Here is an 18,677-nt window from a genome sequence, read left to right as displayed (position 1 = left end):
TATAATACCGAAAGACCGCATGAGGCACTAAATAATATGACGCCGATTGAATTTAAAACACAAAAACAGGCAGCGTGATTTTCTATGTGGGTTTTGTACTAAGTTTGGGGTATTTACACCAGCTTGCTAATACTCTAATTTTTAGTTTAGACAAAATTATAGTTATTTGGATCGCTGCCTCATTAATCTTAGATAATTTATTTTCAATTGGTATGCTTTTTGCGTTTATGAGTTATAAAGAACAACTATCAGATAAAATTGTATCTTTAATAGATAAAATATGTGAAATATCAATGTTAAAACTTCATGTAGAACGTTTAGCGGATATTGTTTTTAGCTCTAAAGAAAACTATCAAAAAATAGACCAAATTGTTGATACGAAAGTAATTTCAGATTTTACTATTAAGCTTGTAAATGTATCTTTTCGCTATTCAGAACATGAACCTGATATTCTAAAGAATATAAACTTAACAATACCCATGGGGCAGTGTATAGCTATAACAGGAGTGTCTGGATGTGGCAAAACAACACTTTTGAAATTAATTTTAAGACTTTTAGAGCCTTATGAAGGACAAATTTTTATTGGTAACACACTTCTTTCTGATTTAGATATTAATAAGTATAGAAAATTATTTGGAACTATTATGCAAGATGATCAGTTATTTGCAGGTACAATAGCAGATAATATTTGTTTTTTTGATTCAGAACCTAATCAAGAAAAAATAAAGTTTTGTGCTTTAAAAGCTGTTATTCATGATGAAATAATTAAAATGCCAATGAAATATAATACAATAATTGGTGACATAGGCTCTGGATTATCTGGTGGACAGAAGCAAAGAATATTATTAGCTAGAGCACTTTATAGAGAACCTACAATTCTAGCATTAGATGAAGCAACTAGCCATTTAGATGTCACAAATGAGAACGCTGTCAATACTTCGATGCTCGGTTATCATTTTTCAAAAATTGTTGTTGCGCATAGGCCTGAAACCATAAAAATGGCAGATAGAGTAGTTATACTTGATCAAGGTTCAATCATTTCTGATACACTTAATTGAGATTAAATAAGATTAAATTATTTAAATCTTTACTGTTTTTATTTTAAAGAAAAGGAATTAATTTTTATGAAGAAAATATCAATTTTTTTTATTATATTATTAACAAGTAATTATGTTCAAAGTTTAGAAATAATTTGGGATCTTGTTTTTGATGCTAAATATAATTTAGCACATATACCAATGAATATTGAAGACGAAAAAATTTTATTAACATTTGATACAGGAGCAAAAGAAGCCTTATATTTACCAATAGATTTAATTAATAAAATACCGAATAAATCAGAGCAATCGAAAAAAATAAGATATATAGATCTATCTGGTAATATCATAGAGTCTCGATCATATATTATTGAAAATTTATGTATAAATTCATTCAATTTTAAAAAAGTTTCTGTTGCAGAATATAAATATTGGGGATTCAATTATTTAAACGATGATACAGATGTTAACAAAGAGAATAAAGGTTTAGATAATCCCGTTATTGGATTAGGTCTTTTTAAGGATTATGTATTAACTATTAATTACCCTGAAAGTAAAATAACAATATCTGATTACGAGGATATTTCTAATGATTTAGATGAAAAATGGATTTCAGCTCCCTTTCAAGTTAATAGCGAAGGTTTGGTGATAAATATGTCTGATGGTATAAAAAATTATAATATGATCTTAGATAGTGCTGCCACTACTTCAATTTTAAAAGAGCAATCACTTTCACCAAAAACAACTATAATTAATAATGATGAAAGCGATGATAAATTTGTATCTATTAATTTTAATAATATTATTAATGATAACATTGAGGCTGTTATTCTAGATTCTATTCCAGATGAATTTCAATCGGATGGTATAGTAGGACATGATTTTCTTAGTAAAAATATAGTAAAGATTGACTTTAAGAATAAGCGACTTTGGGTTAGGCTTTATGAACTAAAATAATTTTTTACTTTCTATTATTCAATGCTGAGAAAATAATAATGTAAATACTCCAAACTTAGTACACAACTCATGTAGAAAATTAAGCTGCTTGTTTTAGTGTTTTATACTCAATCGGCGTCATATTATTTAGTGCCTCATGCGGTCTTTCGGTATTATAAATGGTTAGCCATTCTTCAGTCATTCTCCTTGCTTGCTCTAGGTTGTTAAAAAGATATAAATCTAACACCTCGGTTCGATAAGTCCGGTTAAATCGTTCAATATAGCCGTTTTGATATGGGCTACCAGGCTCAATATAATCAATAGTAATACCATGTGATTTTGCCCAATTAGTAAACGTTTTTCCAGTAAATTCCGGTCCATTATCGACCCGTATTTTTAATGGATACCCATGATATTCGGCCAGTTTATCCAGATAACGAATGATTCTACCTACAGGTAAACTGACTGCAATATCAATGCCTAACGCCTCACGATTAAAGTCATCGATGACATTGAATGTCCTAAAGCGACGTTGATTACAACTACTGTCACTCATAAAATCCATTGACCAACATTCACTTGTTTATTAGGAGCCAATAGCTTTTCTGGTGTTCGTGGGGGGATACGTTTTTTACGCTTTACCCTGAGATTAAGTTTCAACTCACAATACACCCGTTTATGATTCCATTGATAACCGAGCTTTCTAATGCGATGAAAACATTTAGGAAAACCCCAACGTAAATGTCTTTCTGCGATATCGCTCAATATCGCAATAATCATCGAGTCATCCGGTAACTTAGGTTGATAATAATAAGCACTGCGACTTAGTCCCATTATTGCGCAACTCATTGCAATTGTAATTGAATGTGTTGCTTGTCGCTTTTCCGCCCACGTTTTACGTTCCTGCGTGGGCATTACAGCTTTTTTATAATTTCTTCCTGAAGTTGGGATTTTAAACTTAACTCAGCAAACATCTGTTTAAGTTTGCGCTTTTCTGCCTCAAGCTCTTTTTAGCGTTTGATATCTGAGCTTTCCATTCCGCCATATTTTTCTCGCCACTTATAAAAAGTCGAGTTGCCCATGCCATATTTACGGCAAAGCTCTTTAACGGGAATACCCGCTTCAGCTTCTTTTAAAATAGCGATGATTTGATGTTCAGTCATTTTTTTCATGTTTAAATCCTCTTTTACTTTTATCATAGAGAATTTTCTACTTTTTTGTTGTGCTATTTTGGGGAGTAGTTACAGTTGCTAATTGCAACTCTTGTTGTAATGCTACAACTAATTGCTGTGTCATTTGCTTGTCTGCTGTTTTTGATTTGTACTTAGTGGCTAAATGCATAATTTTTTGTTTGATTAATGACTCTGGAAAGGCATCATACAGGGGTAAATTATTTTCTTTTAACCATAACAACATATTACTGATTAAAGGTGTCAGTGTAGTTTGTACTATGGTGTCAATCAGTGGCTGTGGCACCTGCCACCAAGGCGATGTTTGCACAGCTTGTTCAAACGGCACATGCACCACGTGCGATTGGTGATTAATCCAATAAAAAGCAAAGGCAGGAAGCACGTCTTGCCAACTATCGGTAAAATAATCGAGCATAATTGACAGGTACTCACCATCCCAATAGCGAAAAAATACTGTTTCGCCATCGGGCATAATGGCTTGAGTTAAGCTGCGTAAATGCGCGCAGATGTCTTCAAAGGGTAAATGAGAGCGCGCCAGCCAACCCCAGTCTTTGTACTCGGTGTTGTTTACCCAATCTAAAAAAGGGCTGTGCTCATCAAGCCTAACAAGCATTGGCATCACTGAAAATCAGTGCTCGTAAGGGGTGCCAGTATAAAGCCCATAAGGCGTTTGCGAGCCATCGGCAATATAATAATTTTTAACCGCTTGCGCATCACTGACGTTAGAAAGCACCGCATATAGCGGCATGGATGAGTTGGCGGTAATGGTGCGCCAGTTAGCTAGTGGCATATCTAACATAATTTGCTCACGCCATGAAATAAAACAAAATAATAATTAACATTATGATTAATCAATATCACCAACAACATCCCCACTATAGAACTGTTAAGAAATCGAAAATAAATGTATTTGCTTATTTAAAATACGTTATTTTTTTATTGAAACAATATTTTTTAACGATATTATTTAAATAATCTGTTTTTATCGTTTTTTGCTGTATAAATTATTTTGTTTATTTTTTGCAGGAAAACACCACGTTGTTACATTTCATGGTTAAGATAATTCGCTAAAAACGCATAAGGCGTTTTGCTTGAAATCGCTTTATTCGGTTTAACGGTATAGACTCCGGAATATTTTTTACAAAATAACCGGCAAAATAAACCAATAAATGGCCCCACTTAATGTGGGGCTGCTGTTTTTTATTGCTTGGCTAGCTTTTTATAACTTAAGTGTGATTTTTTTACATAAACGTAGTGCGTTCCTGAAACTTTTTGACAAAAATCACCTGCAACGACAATTTGATGTAGGTGATAAAGAACAAATTGTTGTTGCGGATTTAACCTAATGACAAAGGGTAGCGGAAGCGACATTTAAAACAATTAAAACGGAATTTGTAAAAGGCCAACGTTTCAACTAAGCGGCTGAGTTAAAACGCGCTTTTCCGGCTTATGCTTATTGATATAATCATAAACGATTACATTCTTCGTTAGGCTACTTACCTCCCGTTGAATTTAAAAAAACACTTACCCCTTAATTTTTTTGTTTGAAAATGTGTTGCCATTCCATATTTCAATGACAGACATCCTTGTCTGTTTTTTATCTAGGTTAAATAATTATGGCTGGACTTCTATCACACCAAAGTCGACTTTACTTGGTAAGCCTGGTGATACCCTTACTACTTTAGGATTACGTCCACTAACACGGTATTCCTTCGGTAAGCTTCTTGGGTCAAGTTTGATAACAAAGTTACCGCCACGCTCCCAACGACCGCCAGATACGCCAACTAAATGGTAACGACCATGTGCATCAGTTGTGATAATTTCTCCGCGTACCGTGATTAATTTCACGCCACCAAGGCCTTCTTCACCTTCATCCTGCACACCATTACCATTTCTGTCAACAAACACTTTTCCGAAAATTAAAGCGTCATCAAATAATGGATCTGACGTCACTGTCACTGTTGCTTGTGCTATATTTGACACCACCTTACCAGTTAATGTATTTAGCGCCATAGCCGTATTGGTATACTCGCCTTGAGTAACACCTGAGCCTACAACTAACATGTAACTAATGACCATTTCACCATTACCCGATAAACTTACCTTTTCATACGTCACCGTTCTGCCACCTTTCGGATCCATCACTTTCTTACCATTAATTCGTGATGAACCCTTAACAAATTTAAAGCCAGCCGGTAAAATATCTTTAATTTTGATATTTGCTGTTTGTGCTTTATTGTTAATGACTTTAAGGGTATACGGTACAATATCACCCACCACCACGTTATCTTTTAACGCTGTTTTGATGATAGTAATATCCGCATCTGCTGCACGGTAACCCAACGCCATATCATTTACCTCAGCACTCGCAAAAGTAATCGACATATCTTTTAATGCTACTGGTATCGTATGCGCACCACCCATACCGTTATACGTCACTGATGACGGCGGGGCAGATATATCTATTTGATCATGCTCAATGGCATTACCTTTGATATCAGTATATTTTTCAAAGAAAGGTACTTTCTCATACAATGGACTGTTGCTATTTGAACTAACAACCCCATCATTGTATTCACCGTAAAGAACCCGAATATTATGGGTAATGCTGTTACCATCATGACTTCCTACCGCTAAGTTACGGAAGCTGAACTTACCTTTATTATCCGTTGTTGATAACATTGGTTTGCCTGTTTTATCCATAACATGTTTTTTATTACTGTCTAGCAGGTAGACATTTACCCCTGATAATCCTGGGTGGTTAGCTAGCCCCGTCAAACCAGTGCCGGCACTGTCTTGAACTAACTTACCTTCGATAATACCTCCATTGATATAACCAAAGTTTTGGTCAGTTAAATTACCTACCACATCCACGATTGCCATATCCACGGTTTGTGGTGTTTTTAACGAGCCATTAGCATCATGGTGGGCATCATCAGGGTCAAAACTTGCCATTAGGGTAGTCGGTATGCCACTGACAACAATATTCCACTTACCAGGGATAATATTGGCAACCTCATAGCTGACTTCACCGGCCTTAATTGTGCGAGTAACTTGAATATCAGGATTCGCTTCATTGGTTAACGTTACAGTCACTACCTCATTAATACTAGAGTCTGTTTCTGCAGTGTAAATGCCATCATCATCTTTATCTAAGTAAATCTTACCGCTGATACTAGCATTACCTTTCCATGCAAAACTTACCCCTTCAACTTTATCCGTTGGCTGAGCAAATTGATACGTCTCACTCATTTCGTTATCAGTTTGATTCGTTGAAGGAGTAATTGTCGTATCAACTAACATAAAGCTACTGATATAGCTGTTACTTGGGCTTTTCACTTTAACCTGATAATCAATGCCATGTGACAAGTTTTCAAATTGGTATTGACCTAATCCAGTTACATCACTACCACTGGTTTTTACCTCAGTAGCATTCACTAAATGTTCACCAACATAAAGCTCAACAGCATAGTTATCATAGATGGTATCAATACCAATATCCTGTGGGGCAATGACTTGACCATCATCAGGATCGACATCAATGACAACCTGACCGCTGATGCTCGCCTGACCTTTCACACCAAAATTGACTTTCGATTTGGTATTTGCTGTTGCGTTAAGTTCAATCTCAACGCCATTAGCTACAGACGCACCAGTATTACCTTGGGTTTCACCTACATAACTAAAATCATAGCCTGCTGGTGGGGCAATACTTACTTGCCACTTACCGGCAGCCATATGTTCAATTTGGTAATGACCGTTTTCATCACTAACTGCTGTCAGTACAATGGCATTGTTATTTACATTTTTTACACTTACCTTTACATCGGCTAAGGTACCAAAGTAATCTGCGTGAACCCCTTTACCTGCATAATCGCGATAAATTGTTCCTGCTAAACTACCTTGGCCTTTATAGCCATAGTCAACATCCGTAACTTGTGCCGTTACACTAGTAACGTCAACAACAGTACGCTTATTCGCAGGGCTGTCAGGGCTGAAGCTGATTTCATAACCTTGTAATTCGTTTACATTATCATCAACTTCTACTTCATATTTATCATAAGCGGTTAATCCATCAAAATGGTATTGGCCTTTTGCATCAGTTTTAACCTCTACTTGTCCTGAGCCAGTTGCACCTGTCATTTTTAAACGAACTGGAATATTGGCTAGTGGTTGGTCAATATCCATCACCGAATTTCCGTCCGTTGTATCCATATCAATTACAACACGACCACTGATTTGTGCACTCCCTTTCGCACCGAAGTCTATGCTATAACCAGCACCTCTTCTTACCAATGCTTCAGGCGTTACTTCAACAATGACTTCACCTGCACCATTACTGGTTATTGGATTTTGTGAAACAAAGTCAACGTAGCTGTATTGCCAGCCTGACGGGTATTTCGTCACGCTAATTTTCCATTTACCTTGCACTAAAGTATCAAAACTATACTTACCAGTACTGTCAGTTTTTGCCGTATATTTAATATCACTATTTGCTACACTGACTGCCGTAATTTCTACATCTGACAATAACGGATAGTTTGTCGCATCATGTATACCATTACCTAAAATATCCTGATAAACATGGCCACTAATACCTAAGTTGCCTTGATAACCAAAATTTTGTTCAGTTAAGTCAGTTTTATCCATACTCACTTTTAGCGTCTCAATTTCGCTTTTACCATTTGGACTAAAGCTCAATTGATAACCATTTAACTTACGCAACGGGTCTGTCACTTTTAGTGTATAGTCATGTTGCGATAAATTAGCAATATGAAATTCACCTTGGCTATTGGTCGATACACTTAAGTAACTTTGAGTTTTATCATCTGCATTACCCAATACTACAGTTAAACCTTCAACACCTGTATCTGCAGCAGAAAGATCACCACTGGTGTCATTGTCATAAACAATCTTACCACTAATGCTACTTTGTCCTTTCATGCCTAAATCCAGTTCAATAGTAGTTGCCGTACTTGCCTCTACGTTATAGCTAATACCATCGGCACTTTCTTTATTTGGCGACACCGCTTTTTCAACAAAATAACTGTATATTAAATCAACTCTTGTTGGATGTGATACCGATACAAACCACTCACCATTAATGATGTTAGGTAACGTGAATCTACCATCGTTGTTCGCTTTTTCGATACGAGTTAATTTTTTACCATCGACGATTGCTTCTGCTTTTACTTCCGCACCGGCCAATACTGGATTAAAGTCTTGATGACCTTTATCTGTACCAATACCAACAACATCTAGATATACGTTGCCAGATATCGTACGATTGATTGAATAACCAAATGCTTGGTCTTCAGCTACAGTATCTTTTGAGAAGCTATCGTCTTTCGGACCATTTACCTTAAATACTACAGTATTACTTGCCGTATCTGGCGTTGTTTCATTTGGACTAAAGACCAGTTTATAACCTTTATTAGTAATATTACTGTCATCTAGTACTAACTCATAATCATGTTTGCTTAACCCAGTTACTTCAAAATAACCACTTGTTTTGTCAATCGTTATTTCTCTATCGGTAAATCCGGATGCTTGAGTAGCTGAAGTTAACGTCAATTTTGGTGTTAATTCACCTAATCCCATATCATCTGTGCTATATTTACCATTATTGTCGGTATCAAGCACCACATAACCTTTGATCACAGAACTTCCACTGTAACCAATCTCTATCCCATTAACATTAGGCTGTTTGTCTGAAAGAGTAACGGTTAATGATAAGTCCTTGGCAACCGCAGTTGTATTAATTCCACCATTATTGGTATAGCTTAATTGATAACCACTCCAATCATTCACATCTTGTGAACTATCTGCGGTAATGACCCAATCACCTAAAGGCAAATTATCCACACTAAAGTTGCCGTCATCATCTGTCGTCACTTTTTTAGCGATGGTATTGTCATTTTTGTTGGTTAAAATAAGCTTAATTCCGGTTAAATTAGCATCTACAGCCGTTTTATTTTGGCTATTGTCCACATCAATACTAATATGACCATTAATCTCACCGATATATTTATACGCTGTGCTATTTTTTAACTCATTATCTTGCAATGATGAATAGGTATAGACATCACTGTTACCGGTGATTTCTTTATCAGGTATCAATGCCGTACCTGTTGGGGTACTAACCACAACCTGATAGTTACCATTTTTCGGTAATTTATTAAATAGATATTCACCTGTATTTGAGGTCTGAGTTTGAGACAGGGTAACATATTCCTTTGCATCGGCTGGTTTATATTTTAAAGTTACATTTATGTCGTTAATACCTTCATCACTATCTTCAACTTTATCTCCATTAATATCTATCCAGACATGACCTCCAATTTGTTGTTTACCTACTACCAGATAGTGGTTATCCGGTGAACCTTCTTGCGGTAATTTTGCAATCGGAATAATAATATCTTTTGCATTTGTGCCAGCTTTACTTAACTTAAAGTCATAGTCAGGCAAGGTATCCATTTTCAACACAACAGAGTAGTCTGCTGTATCGCCAAACATCAGATTTGCAAATTGATATGCACCATCAACTGTTTCTTTTGACAGCAATAGCTCTCCTTTGCCATCTAATCCTTTATGTAACTCAACAGTTGCCTTTATTTTACTGTCAAGTAAGTGAGCATAGGTATTTAAGTTATTTAAATCCTTTAAATTATTACTATCGTTAAAATCAACATAAATATTACCCGAAATACCATTTACACTAGCTTCCTTATAATAGAAGTTATTTTTATGTTCACCCTTATTAGTTAATTGGATGTTCGATAGCGTATCTAATGGTTGAGCAGTACCTTTACTGTTTCTGATCAGCGAATAACCGTCCGGTGAAGTAACCACATTAATACTGTACTTACCATTCATCAGGTTATAAAAATGGTATTCTCCTTCACTGTTGGTTTTTTGACGGGCAACCATATTTCCATTTGCGTCAATTAATCCAATAAGAATATCAGCGATAGGTTTTTCCGAATTAATATCATCGACTACAGCTTTACCAGAAATACCACTGTCTTTTGCTTCCGAACTATTAATCCCCGCTGACGGGTTAGGGTTTGTATTACCCGCTAATAAAAAGTATTGATTTTGCTCTGTTCTCCCCACATCGGCAAACATAATTGGTGCCAAACTGGTGTTACTATTGTCATTGGCGTTAGAGATAACCCCATAACCTTCTGGCAATACCACTTCCACAATATAGGTGGTATTTAAATCAATACCGCTAAAGCTATAGTATCCTTTATCATTGGTTTCAACATGACGGTAAGGTTCAGTATTTGTGTCAATCGCATTTTTATATAAGTTAACCCTGACACCGGATACCGCCATATCACCAGTTTTATCAAAATTAATATCTAAACGACCATTATTGTTAATATCAACCACAACCTTACCAGTAATGGCAGCATCACCATTCTTCTTATAGATAAAGTCCAAATCACCACCCGAAACAGACGGCGTTGTTGGGGAAATTTTGATATCGTCGGCAGAATTAGATGAGCTTTTCAATTCATATCGGCTCTTATCTAAACCTGTATCAGTGACTTTAACGGTATAGGTGTCATCAAATAGGTTTTCAAATTTATATTTACCCTGTTCATCAGTTTTCGTGTAGCTATAAAACACACCTTTTCGATATAGTTCAACTCTCACACCTGAAATTGGCACATCATTTTTATCGGCTTCAAAAATACTGTTATCATCAATGTCATAATAAAGTTGACCACTGATTTGGGTATTATTTTTTAGTTTCAATAACCAATATTGATTAGGTGCACCTGAATTATTAGGCGTAACTTGCATATATTCCAGATTATTTTTTATATTATCTGGTAAATAGCTTTCTTTAGGTTGACTACTATTAGCAACTAGTTCAAATTGATTGGTATCAAGACCTTTTAATTGTAATAACATATTTGTCAAATATATGTTACCACGAGTTGAATTTGCTTTAGTGTAAGCAAAACCTCCGTTTTTTTGCACATCATTATCAATAAAATCAGGTTTTGACAAAATTGAATCAACACTACCAGTAAAGTAACCTGGATAGATCCGTGGTGTAAAAATCCCTTCTACACTCAAAACACCTTTATTATAATTAGTTAATTCATCTTCGGTCAGTATAACAGCCTCACCAATTTTTCCAGATCCAGTAATATCTAAGTAAATTTTACCAGATACACCTTCAGATACACTTGAAGCTGCTAGAATTGCTTGCATCAAATATTGCTCGTTACTCATACCATTAGCAAGTGTTCCATCCGCTAATACTTCAAAGTCTAAGGTACCTTCAGGTGTTTCAGGATCCATATCTGCAATATCGATATAATTCCCAGCTGTGTTGTGAATTATACGGTATTTTCCTTGTGGTAGATTTCTTAGTAAAACCGAATTAAAAAAGTTTCCAAGACCTTTTTTCCACTCTTGATAAGTACTGCCATCCCAGTAATAGAATACAGATTTGCCATTTCCATTTTCAAGCGTAGATAGTCCTTTAAGTTTACCATCACCATCTAAATCATTGACAGGATACACATTAACATCAGCAACACCTTGCATTAAAAAGCGTTTAATTATTGGTGGTCCGAGCTTATCAAATTTCACAGTATAAGTTGATGCAAGCTCTTCACTACTGTTGGTTACAGGAGTGGTTCCTGAACGTACAGCTTTAATCATGTAATTTACGCCAGAACGAATACCATCACTGCCGGTAAATTTAAATTCACCAGTTTTATCTGTAATTTGATGGACAATATAATTTTTACCACCAACGATACAATCATCTTCATTACCGTCACGGCAAAGTAAAACGGTTGCATCGAAAAGGCCGAAATCATGTGGTGCATTGAGCTTATTCTTACCGTCTTCATCATTTGTGTCTATGTGAACACTGCCACGAATAATATAATCTTGTTGTTTCAGCTTATACCAAAAATTAGTGTTAGTATTATAGACCTTGCCACCACTGATATTTAATTCAATAACTGATTGGTTTTTCTGTACTCCTGTGCCTTGATCATTGTTTTCAAGCTCAACATCATTTGACCCAACATTACTTTGACTACCCAAAAGTGGTTTAGCATAAACTTTATATTCACCATCAGGTAGGTTGGTCAGATTATAAAAACCATCACTATTTGTACCAAAATCCGTAATTAAATTGTAATTTCCATTAGGTAGTTTGCGATATAAGGAAACTCGAGCAGCGCTAATAGGAATATCAACATTGGGATCATAATTGCCTGTAGTACCAGGATGACTATTGTTGAGGTAGATATAACCTGAAATAGTATTTGGTTTTTCAGGTTTAAAAACCATATTACTATCCACTGATTTACTTGGTAATATTGTTAATACATAGTCACTAGTTGAACGATCAATTATCAGTCCATCATTAATTTCATCTATTTTATAAACGTATATACCTGCACGATCTACCGGTACTCTTAAGTTTCCTACTAAACCATAGTAACCAGGACTATTGTAAGTTCCAACTAATGGTTTTCCTTTTGAATCAAGAACTGGAGTAACGCCATCTTCCTCATAAAAAGACACTTTCATGTAAGTCGAGGCTGTTGTTGTTGAAATACCATTAAGACTTCCCCCCCAAGTTGATCTATTATTAGCGGTAGCCATATTACTTACTACCTTAAGCATACCTAACTCAGAACGTACCTGAGAATACCAAAAGTTTTGATTAGACTTTATTCCTTGTCCTAAACTAGGTATCGTAATTTCTCTTGGTCCAATATTATCCTGTTTGCCATTACTTAAAGTTACTCTACCTTTATGACGGCTTCTTGATTCTGGTGAAGTGCTAGACGATTTACCATCAGTATCATTGACAAAAGCATATTTGTTTAAATCTATGCCTGATTCTTTAAGAACAACCTTATAATCTTTGCCACTAGCCAAGCCTCGAAATTGATATAGCCCATTTTTTTTATTCGATTTTTGAGTCGCTATCTTTTTCCATGTCACTCCATCATGTTGGTAAAGTTCTACTGGAGTTTCAAAGTAAATACTGTTTGCCACTGGCATAGTATTATAAGCTTTACCTGAATCAGGCCCCATTGGCATATGTTGATCTGATAGAACAAATACATAACCTGATATACCAGGTAACTTAGTGTCATTTTGGTCTATTTGCAGTAAAAAGTCTGGACCACTAGTCAAAGCTGTTGAGTTCGATATTGTAACTTTTGCTTCCATTTTCCCTACTGGGTTATAAGGTGCTGCAACATTGGTCACTTTAATATCGTAGCTTTCTACAGCTAAATTTTCAAAATGGTATTTACCATTTTCCTTTGTGGTAATGGTTTTTGTGCCCAATACTTTGGTTGTCGTGCCCGGATAGTAAAGCTCAACATTCATCCCTATTGCACCCGTATCAACATCGGCACCATAGATACCATTATTATCCTGATCGATTGCAACTATACCATCAATACCCCATTCATTACGCTCTTTAATATTGAAGGCACCTGTTTTATTGGCGCCGTCCATATTGAATGTCATGCTCTCTACATAATCATGTGTATTATCCGGTAATGTAGCATCCCATAATGCATATTTTTTTGCATTACTTGCATCTTCTATAAAAGAATTTACATTGATTACAGCGATATACGAAATTTCTTTTAACGTATTTTTGATCTCTATCACACCGCTATCTTTAGATGCCATTTCCAATTCACCAGCTACCGCTGAATTAATGAATTTAACTGGAATATTTTTTGCGCCCATTCCTTTATCATCTTTTATCGATAACTGAATGTCGCCACCCTTACCTTTTAAAAATAGATTTTTCGATTCACCGGTGTCTGCTATGAGTGTGACTGAATCTTCTACGACCTCATCTTTGTCTGTTTTTGCGACAACTTTATAGGTGGTTAAAGCTGGTGCTTCTAATACGTATTTTCCTTTGCTATCTGTGTCAGCATTAGAGACTAAATTTCCTTTATCATCATATAATTCAACCTTCAAACCAATTAATGGCATCTCGGTTTTTGTTGCCGTGTTATCATAGTCCAAATAGACCGTACCGGATACCGGAAACGCGTTTGCCGCCGATATCGTCATCAATGATATAAAGGCTGAAGCCAAGAATCCTTTTGCACATTTGAACATTGGCTTTTGTCCATAGCCACATGTTTTCCTGCTACTTTTCGCTTTCATATCCACTGTTGCATTATGCTCAGTTCGCATTATCTCATCTCCTGATATGCGTAATTTCCTTTCAACTTGCATTTTAACTTTTTCAATTTCTACACTTTGCCAACTGTCCATTAGAAACTCCCTACTACATTGACAAACCAACCGTGTGAACGATAGTTCAGGTGTGTTAAGTTATCGTTATAATCCGTAAAATTATAACCCACGCCCATTTTAATATTATCGCCAATATTGCGATAAATGCTGGTAACAAAACCATCTTTATGGTCATTCGCTAAATCAGTACGTAACGTACGACCTTCTACCTGATACTCCCAATCGCCTGTTTTATAATTTATACGCAGTGCATACAAACTTGCTCCTGATGAGTACCAATTACTTTCATTTTTATAACGTAAATGACCTTGCCTATGGGCTGCTTTAAACGCCGTTTCCCAATTTGCATTCCATTCATAAACCCCTTCTAACGACCATACCCAACTCTTTTGGTCATACAAACTTGAGGTATATCGTTTTCCACTCGATGAGGTTGAATTCGCTATCAGCTGATCGTCAGGATCTAACCCATAAACATAGGTAAGTTTCCCAAATAAATTCAGGTTATTTATTAATTTTGGACGATAAGCAAAACCTAGCATTGATTCGGTATAGTTGCTTACCACATCATTCGAATTATCTTTATTACCAAAAGTTTTGGCAAAATCAAACTGAGCCAACCAGCTTAGGTTTTCACTGACAATGGTTTTTGCCCGATTGGTGGTCACCCATTGTCTTATTCGGTCATCCCCTTGATCAATCCGATATTCCAGACGGTTACGAATTTGAAACCAATCATTTTTATAGCCGTAACCAGCCGCATAAACATCACGACGGGTTTCATCATGTCCCGATAAACTGGTGCGGTCACGATTACGGTTGTTTACACGCCCCACTGAGTAAGAGCCTTCAATAAATTGCGCTTCGGTAGGTTTATAACTGACGCCATACACATCAGAAGTGGTATGATCGATTTTGCTGGTTTTAAATTGACGCTCAGAATAGAGCTCCAGCTCACTAGTCGCTTTGGTGCGCCCTCCCACTACCGTGGTAATACCACGTCCGGAAGTAGAATCCACATCATTTAAAAGTTTTGTGTACAAATTAGTCTGCTCATTGACATCCCAACCCGCCTGAAGCCCCCCACCAGCTCCCCGATTGGATGCAAAAATTTCTGCACCAACATTAATACTATCGGTAATTTGTGAGTTATAACCAATCGTGGTACGGTTATCATCTGCCACATCACCCGATTTGGCCATGGTTAATTGCTGAATAATATACCCTTTATCCCGACCACCAAAAAAACTGCGCTCCAATTTAGCGGCAATTAATGCTTCATGTGTGCTCTTTTCACCATAATTATGGTCATTGCGGTGTAGTAACTCAAATGCGGCTTTATACTCATCACCTAAGGTAGTGTAATACTGCGCACGCGTAATTTTTTCAATATAGTTAGCCTTGTCATTTTCCTGACTGTAACCCACAAGTACACCTTGTTTGTCTTGCTCAAAATCATAACGCAGTTCACCGCCCCACTCTTCTAAATCACTGCTGCGCGCTTTAGCAAAAGTTGAAAAACCTTCCTGCTGTTTTGAGTAGTAACCTTTAAAGGTCAATGGAATATCTTGCTCAGTAAAATCATTGAAATCAATTTTTTGCTCAACTTTCCACGCAGCACCTCGTGTATCACCTGACAGTACCGTTTGATTAAATGACAATCCCCCATTGCTTGAAACAAAAATATCACTTAATCCCGCTTTGGTTTTAGCATATTCCATTTGAGTATGGGTACCTTGAGTTGGGCGAAGAATTAAATCAACTCCTTTCAATTCATAATTATCACCACTTGACTGGTCTTCATTAATATAGGTCCCGCCAATACGAATATGGTCATTGAGCCAATTATAAGCTCGTCCACCAAACACTTTTTGACCGTCTAAATCAAAACCATCGGCATAATATTCATATTCAGCGATAATCCACACAGGATCGCCACCGACTAAGTTACCACCGCCTTCAATAATTGAACTGCCTACGTCACCATTACTGGTCATTGGCAACGCTTTGGTTAACATCACCCGTCCCTGAAACTGATTAACTTCATAATCCACACCTTCAGTTAACGTGCTAGTACTAATGACCCGACCGGTGTTACGGTCACGCACTTCAATCGACAGTTTTAAACTGCCTTCAGTAATACGTTGATGTTTTAGAAAGTATAAACTACCTCCCGTTGAGGCCAGTTCATTATGGCTACCTCGTGTCTCTCCATTAGATAAAAACACCGTTGCTAACGTGCGCGTATCTCCATATTGTGTGGTTTCCTCGCTTTCATGGTATAATTTTGCTCCGTATAAACTGCGATTAAAATTAGCAAACTCATTACCTGTAATTTGAGTGTTGTAATTACCCCATAAACCGTAACTTTTGCCTTTTTCTAATTTGATATAAAACTTACCTTCCGTATCAACATCGCTTTCAGTTGTCGAATCATCGCCATAAATTGGATAGTAAGATTGTGGGTCAATCTCTCGTACAAAACGACTCGGGTCTTTTTCACCTAAATGCCCAAACGCATTTTTCAATTTAGTTTCAGTAGTATCTAAATGGGCCGTTAAACGGTAATCACCTTTATTTGCCTTCAAATAGAACGCAACTCGACCGTCCCAACTACCTTTACCACTATAATGATGACTGTCAGCCTCTTCTAATATGGCTTTACCTTCACCTGTCACATTATTTTGTGCATAAGTGATATCTACAATACCTACGTAAAAAATATCGTCTTCTTGTTCAACAACCAATGTCTCATTTTGGGATTGAAGTTGACCATTTTCATCTTGCCAACTTAAATTAAATTGATATTCGCCCGGAGATAAAATCATCTCACGCATGGCACGACCATGATTATCCACCACCAATCGCTGACCATTTAACGTGACTTCTTTCTTATCGCTCAATCCGCTCATTTGTATCACAACTTTACGATCTTGAGCATCTGTAACAATACCTTGATGATCGATACGACTTTGCCCAAAACCAGGAATAGTACTGTCGGATTTTAGCTGACCATAAAATAACGTATCATTATTAACCAAATCAGCTTCGACGTTTGATTTAGTATAGGATACAAAATCGCTTTCTTGAGTTACACCATGACCAAGAGTACGAAACATCACCGCATAAACATTATCTTTTAAACCTGTATGACTGGTTGTGGTTAAAATCGCTTTATATTCTGTATCAATCGATAATGGTTCACCATTATTGGTATCACCATTCCATAATACTGCTTCATAAGGGCTAATATCACTAAAGCGTAACGTTTTTAAAGGGTGTTGATTATCCAAATCTGATTGCCGGTAAATTGTGATTTGATACTCGGCTATTTTGGTTGGGTAGTTGGTGTAAACATAAAACCCTATTGGCGTGGTAAATAATCCATCAGAGGTTAATTTCACTTTTGGATTATAAATACTGAGATTAAGTTTCTCTTCTGTATTAAATTCATCTCGAATAACATTTAGTTTAGGTACATGGTGTGTGTTAGCATAAATAGTATTTGAACTAAATAAAAAAGCAGCACTTACACCCAGGCAAGGCAAATGCCGAGCCCAGTTATGTTTTTTCATTACTCTTACTTCCTTTTTCTTAATGTCAATTGTTTATTTTTTAATTAACCATAAACCACTATCAGTAACGATAACATTCTATTTATTAGTTAGTTAATACAACAATTTCCATTAACGCATCCGCAATTTATATAATAACCTTCCATCGCCATAAAAAATGAATTTATGGCTTTACAATTTATAGTAACTATCAAAGACCGTTTAGTTAGTATTGGTTTTAAATATAAAGTTAATACCAACAAAGATGATTGATGCCCGAACAATTAATTTAAAGATAATTACAAAATAAAAATTATTTACGATTAATTATCAAAAAATTTTCGTCGTAATAATACATTTATCATTACAAATATTCAATAATTATTTGTTAAAATTCCTCGTGTTATTTACAGTAATTTGAGAAAATACTGTAATGAATATACACAAAAAAACAAAATTAACGCCCAATCACAAACAAGCGATAAGGGCTGATATCATAAAGAAAAATAACTATCACCAATTTTGGCTAAACGCTTTATAGTCAGTAGCCTAACCATTGGCTTTCTCCTACAGATTATGTATTTGGGGTTATTTGAATATTAATTTTTGAGGAATAATTTGATTTTAATAATTTAAAAATAAAAAAAGCGCCGTAGTAGCGCTTTTCAACTTAGGCT

General features: G+C 36.0%; 7 protein-coding genes and 1 pseudogene. 3 read left to right on the top strand and 5 right to left on the bottom strand.

What is annotated here, in order from left to right:
• Positions 1-86 precede the first annotated feature (86 nt).
• Positions 87-1,058, top strand: coding sequence for an ATP-binding cassette domain-containing protein (locus tag GQ590_RS12515; RefSeq protein WP_160406347.1), 972 nt, complete (start codon positions 87-89; stop codon positions 1,056-1,058).
• A gap of 66 nt (positions 1,059-1,124) precedes the next feature.
• On the top strand, positions 1,125-1,994 hold the full coding sequence (locus tag GQ590_RS10410; RefSeq protein WP_160406348.1) for a hypothetical protein: 870 nt from the start codon (positions 1,125-1,127) through the stop codon (positions 1,992-1,994).
• A gap of 79 nt (positions 1,995-2,073) precedes the next feature.
• Here GQ590_RS10410 and GQ590_RS10405 read toward each other — a convergent pair.
• The 3 genes and pseudogenes from GQ590_RS10405 to GQ590_RS10395 form a co-directional block, all read right to left on the bottom strand.
• A pseudogene (locus GQ590_RS10405) lies at positions 2,074-3,145 on the bottom strand (IS3 family transposase).
• Between the two features lie 37 nt (positions 3,146-3,182).
• Complete coding sequence (locus GQ590_RS10400) at positions 3,183-3,782, bottom strand: DUF4123 domain-containing protein (protein ID WP_237397865.1); 600 nt, start codon at positions 3,780-3,782, stop codon at positions 3,183-3,185.
• A gap of 9 nt (positions 3,783-3,791) precedes the next feature.
• A complete protein-coding gene (locus tag GQ590_RS10395) occupies positions 3,792-3,962 on the bottom strand; it encodes a hypothetical protein (protein WP_160406350.1) in 171 nt (56 codons plus the stop codon).
• Positions 3,963-4,332: 370 nt separating this feature from the next.
• Here GQ590_RS10395 and GQ590_RS10390 point away from each other — a divergent pair, with 370 nt between their 5' ends.
• The gene (locus tag GQ590_RS10390) at positions 4,333-4,509 is read left to right on the top strand and encodes a hypothetical protein (protein WP_160406351.1); all 177 of its coding nucleotides are present in this window, start codon (positions 4,333-4,335) and stop codon (positions 4,507-4,509) included.
• Between the two features lie 268 nt (positions 4,510-4,777).
• Here GQ590_RS10390 and GQ590_RS10385 read toward each other — a convergent pair whose 3' ends face one another.
• Together GQ590_RS10385 and GQ590_RS10380 are read right to left on the bottom strand one after the other, a co-directional pair.
• Positions 4,778-14,464: an SdrD B-like domain-containing protein gene (locus GQ590_RS10385; RefSeq protein ID WP_160406352.1), complete on the bottom strand. Its 9,687-nt coding sequence runs from the start codon at positions 14,462-14,464 to the stop codon at positions 4,778-4,780.
• On the bottom strand, positions 14,464-18,021 hold the full coding sequence (locus GQ590_RS10380; RefSeq protein WP_160406353.1) for a hypothetical protein: 3,558 nt from the start codon (positions 18,019-18,021) through the stop codon (positions 14,464-14,466). The genes GQ590_RS10385 and GQ590_RS10380 overlap by 1 nt, the downstream gene beginning before the upstream one ends.
• Positions 18,022-18,677 lie beyond the last annotated feature (656 nt).

The organism is Gilliamella sp. Lep-s35, from assembly GCF_009795845.1.
In the GTDB taxonomy this organism is placed as follows: Bacteria; Pseudomonadota; Gammaproteobacteria; order Enterobacterales; family Orbaceae; genus Gilliamella.
This window is presented reverse-complemented; position numbering and strand designations above follow the sequence as displayed.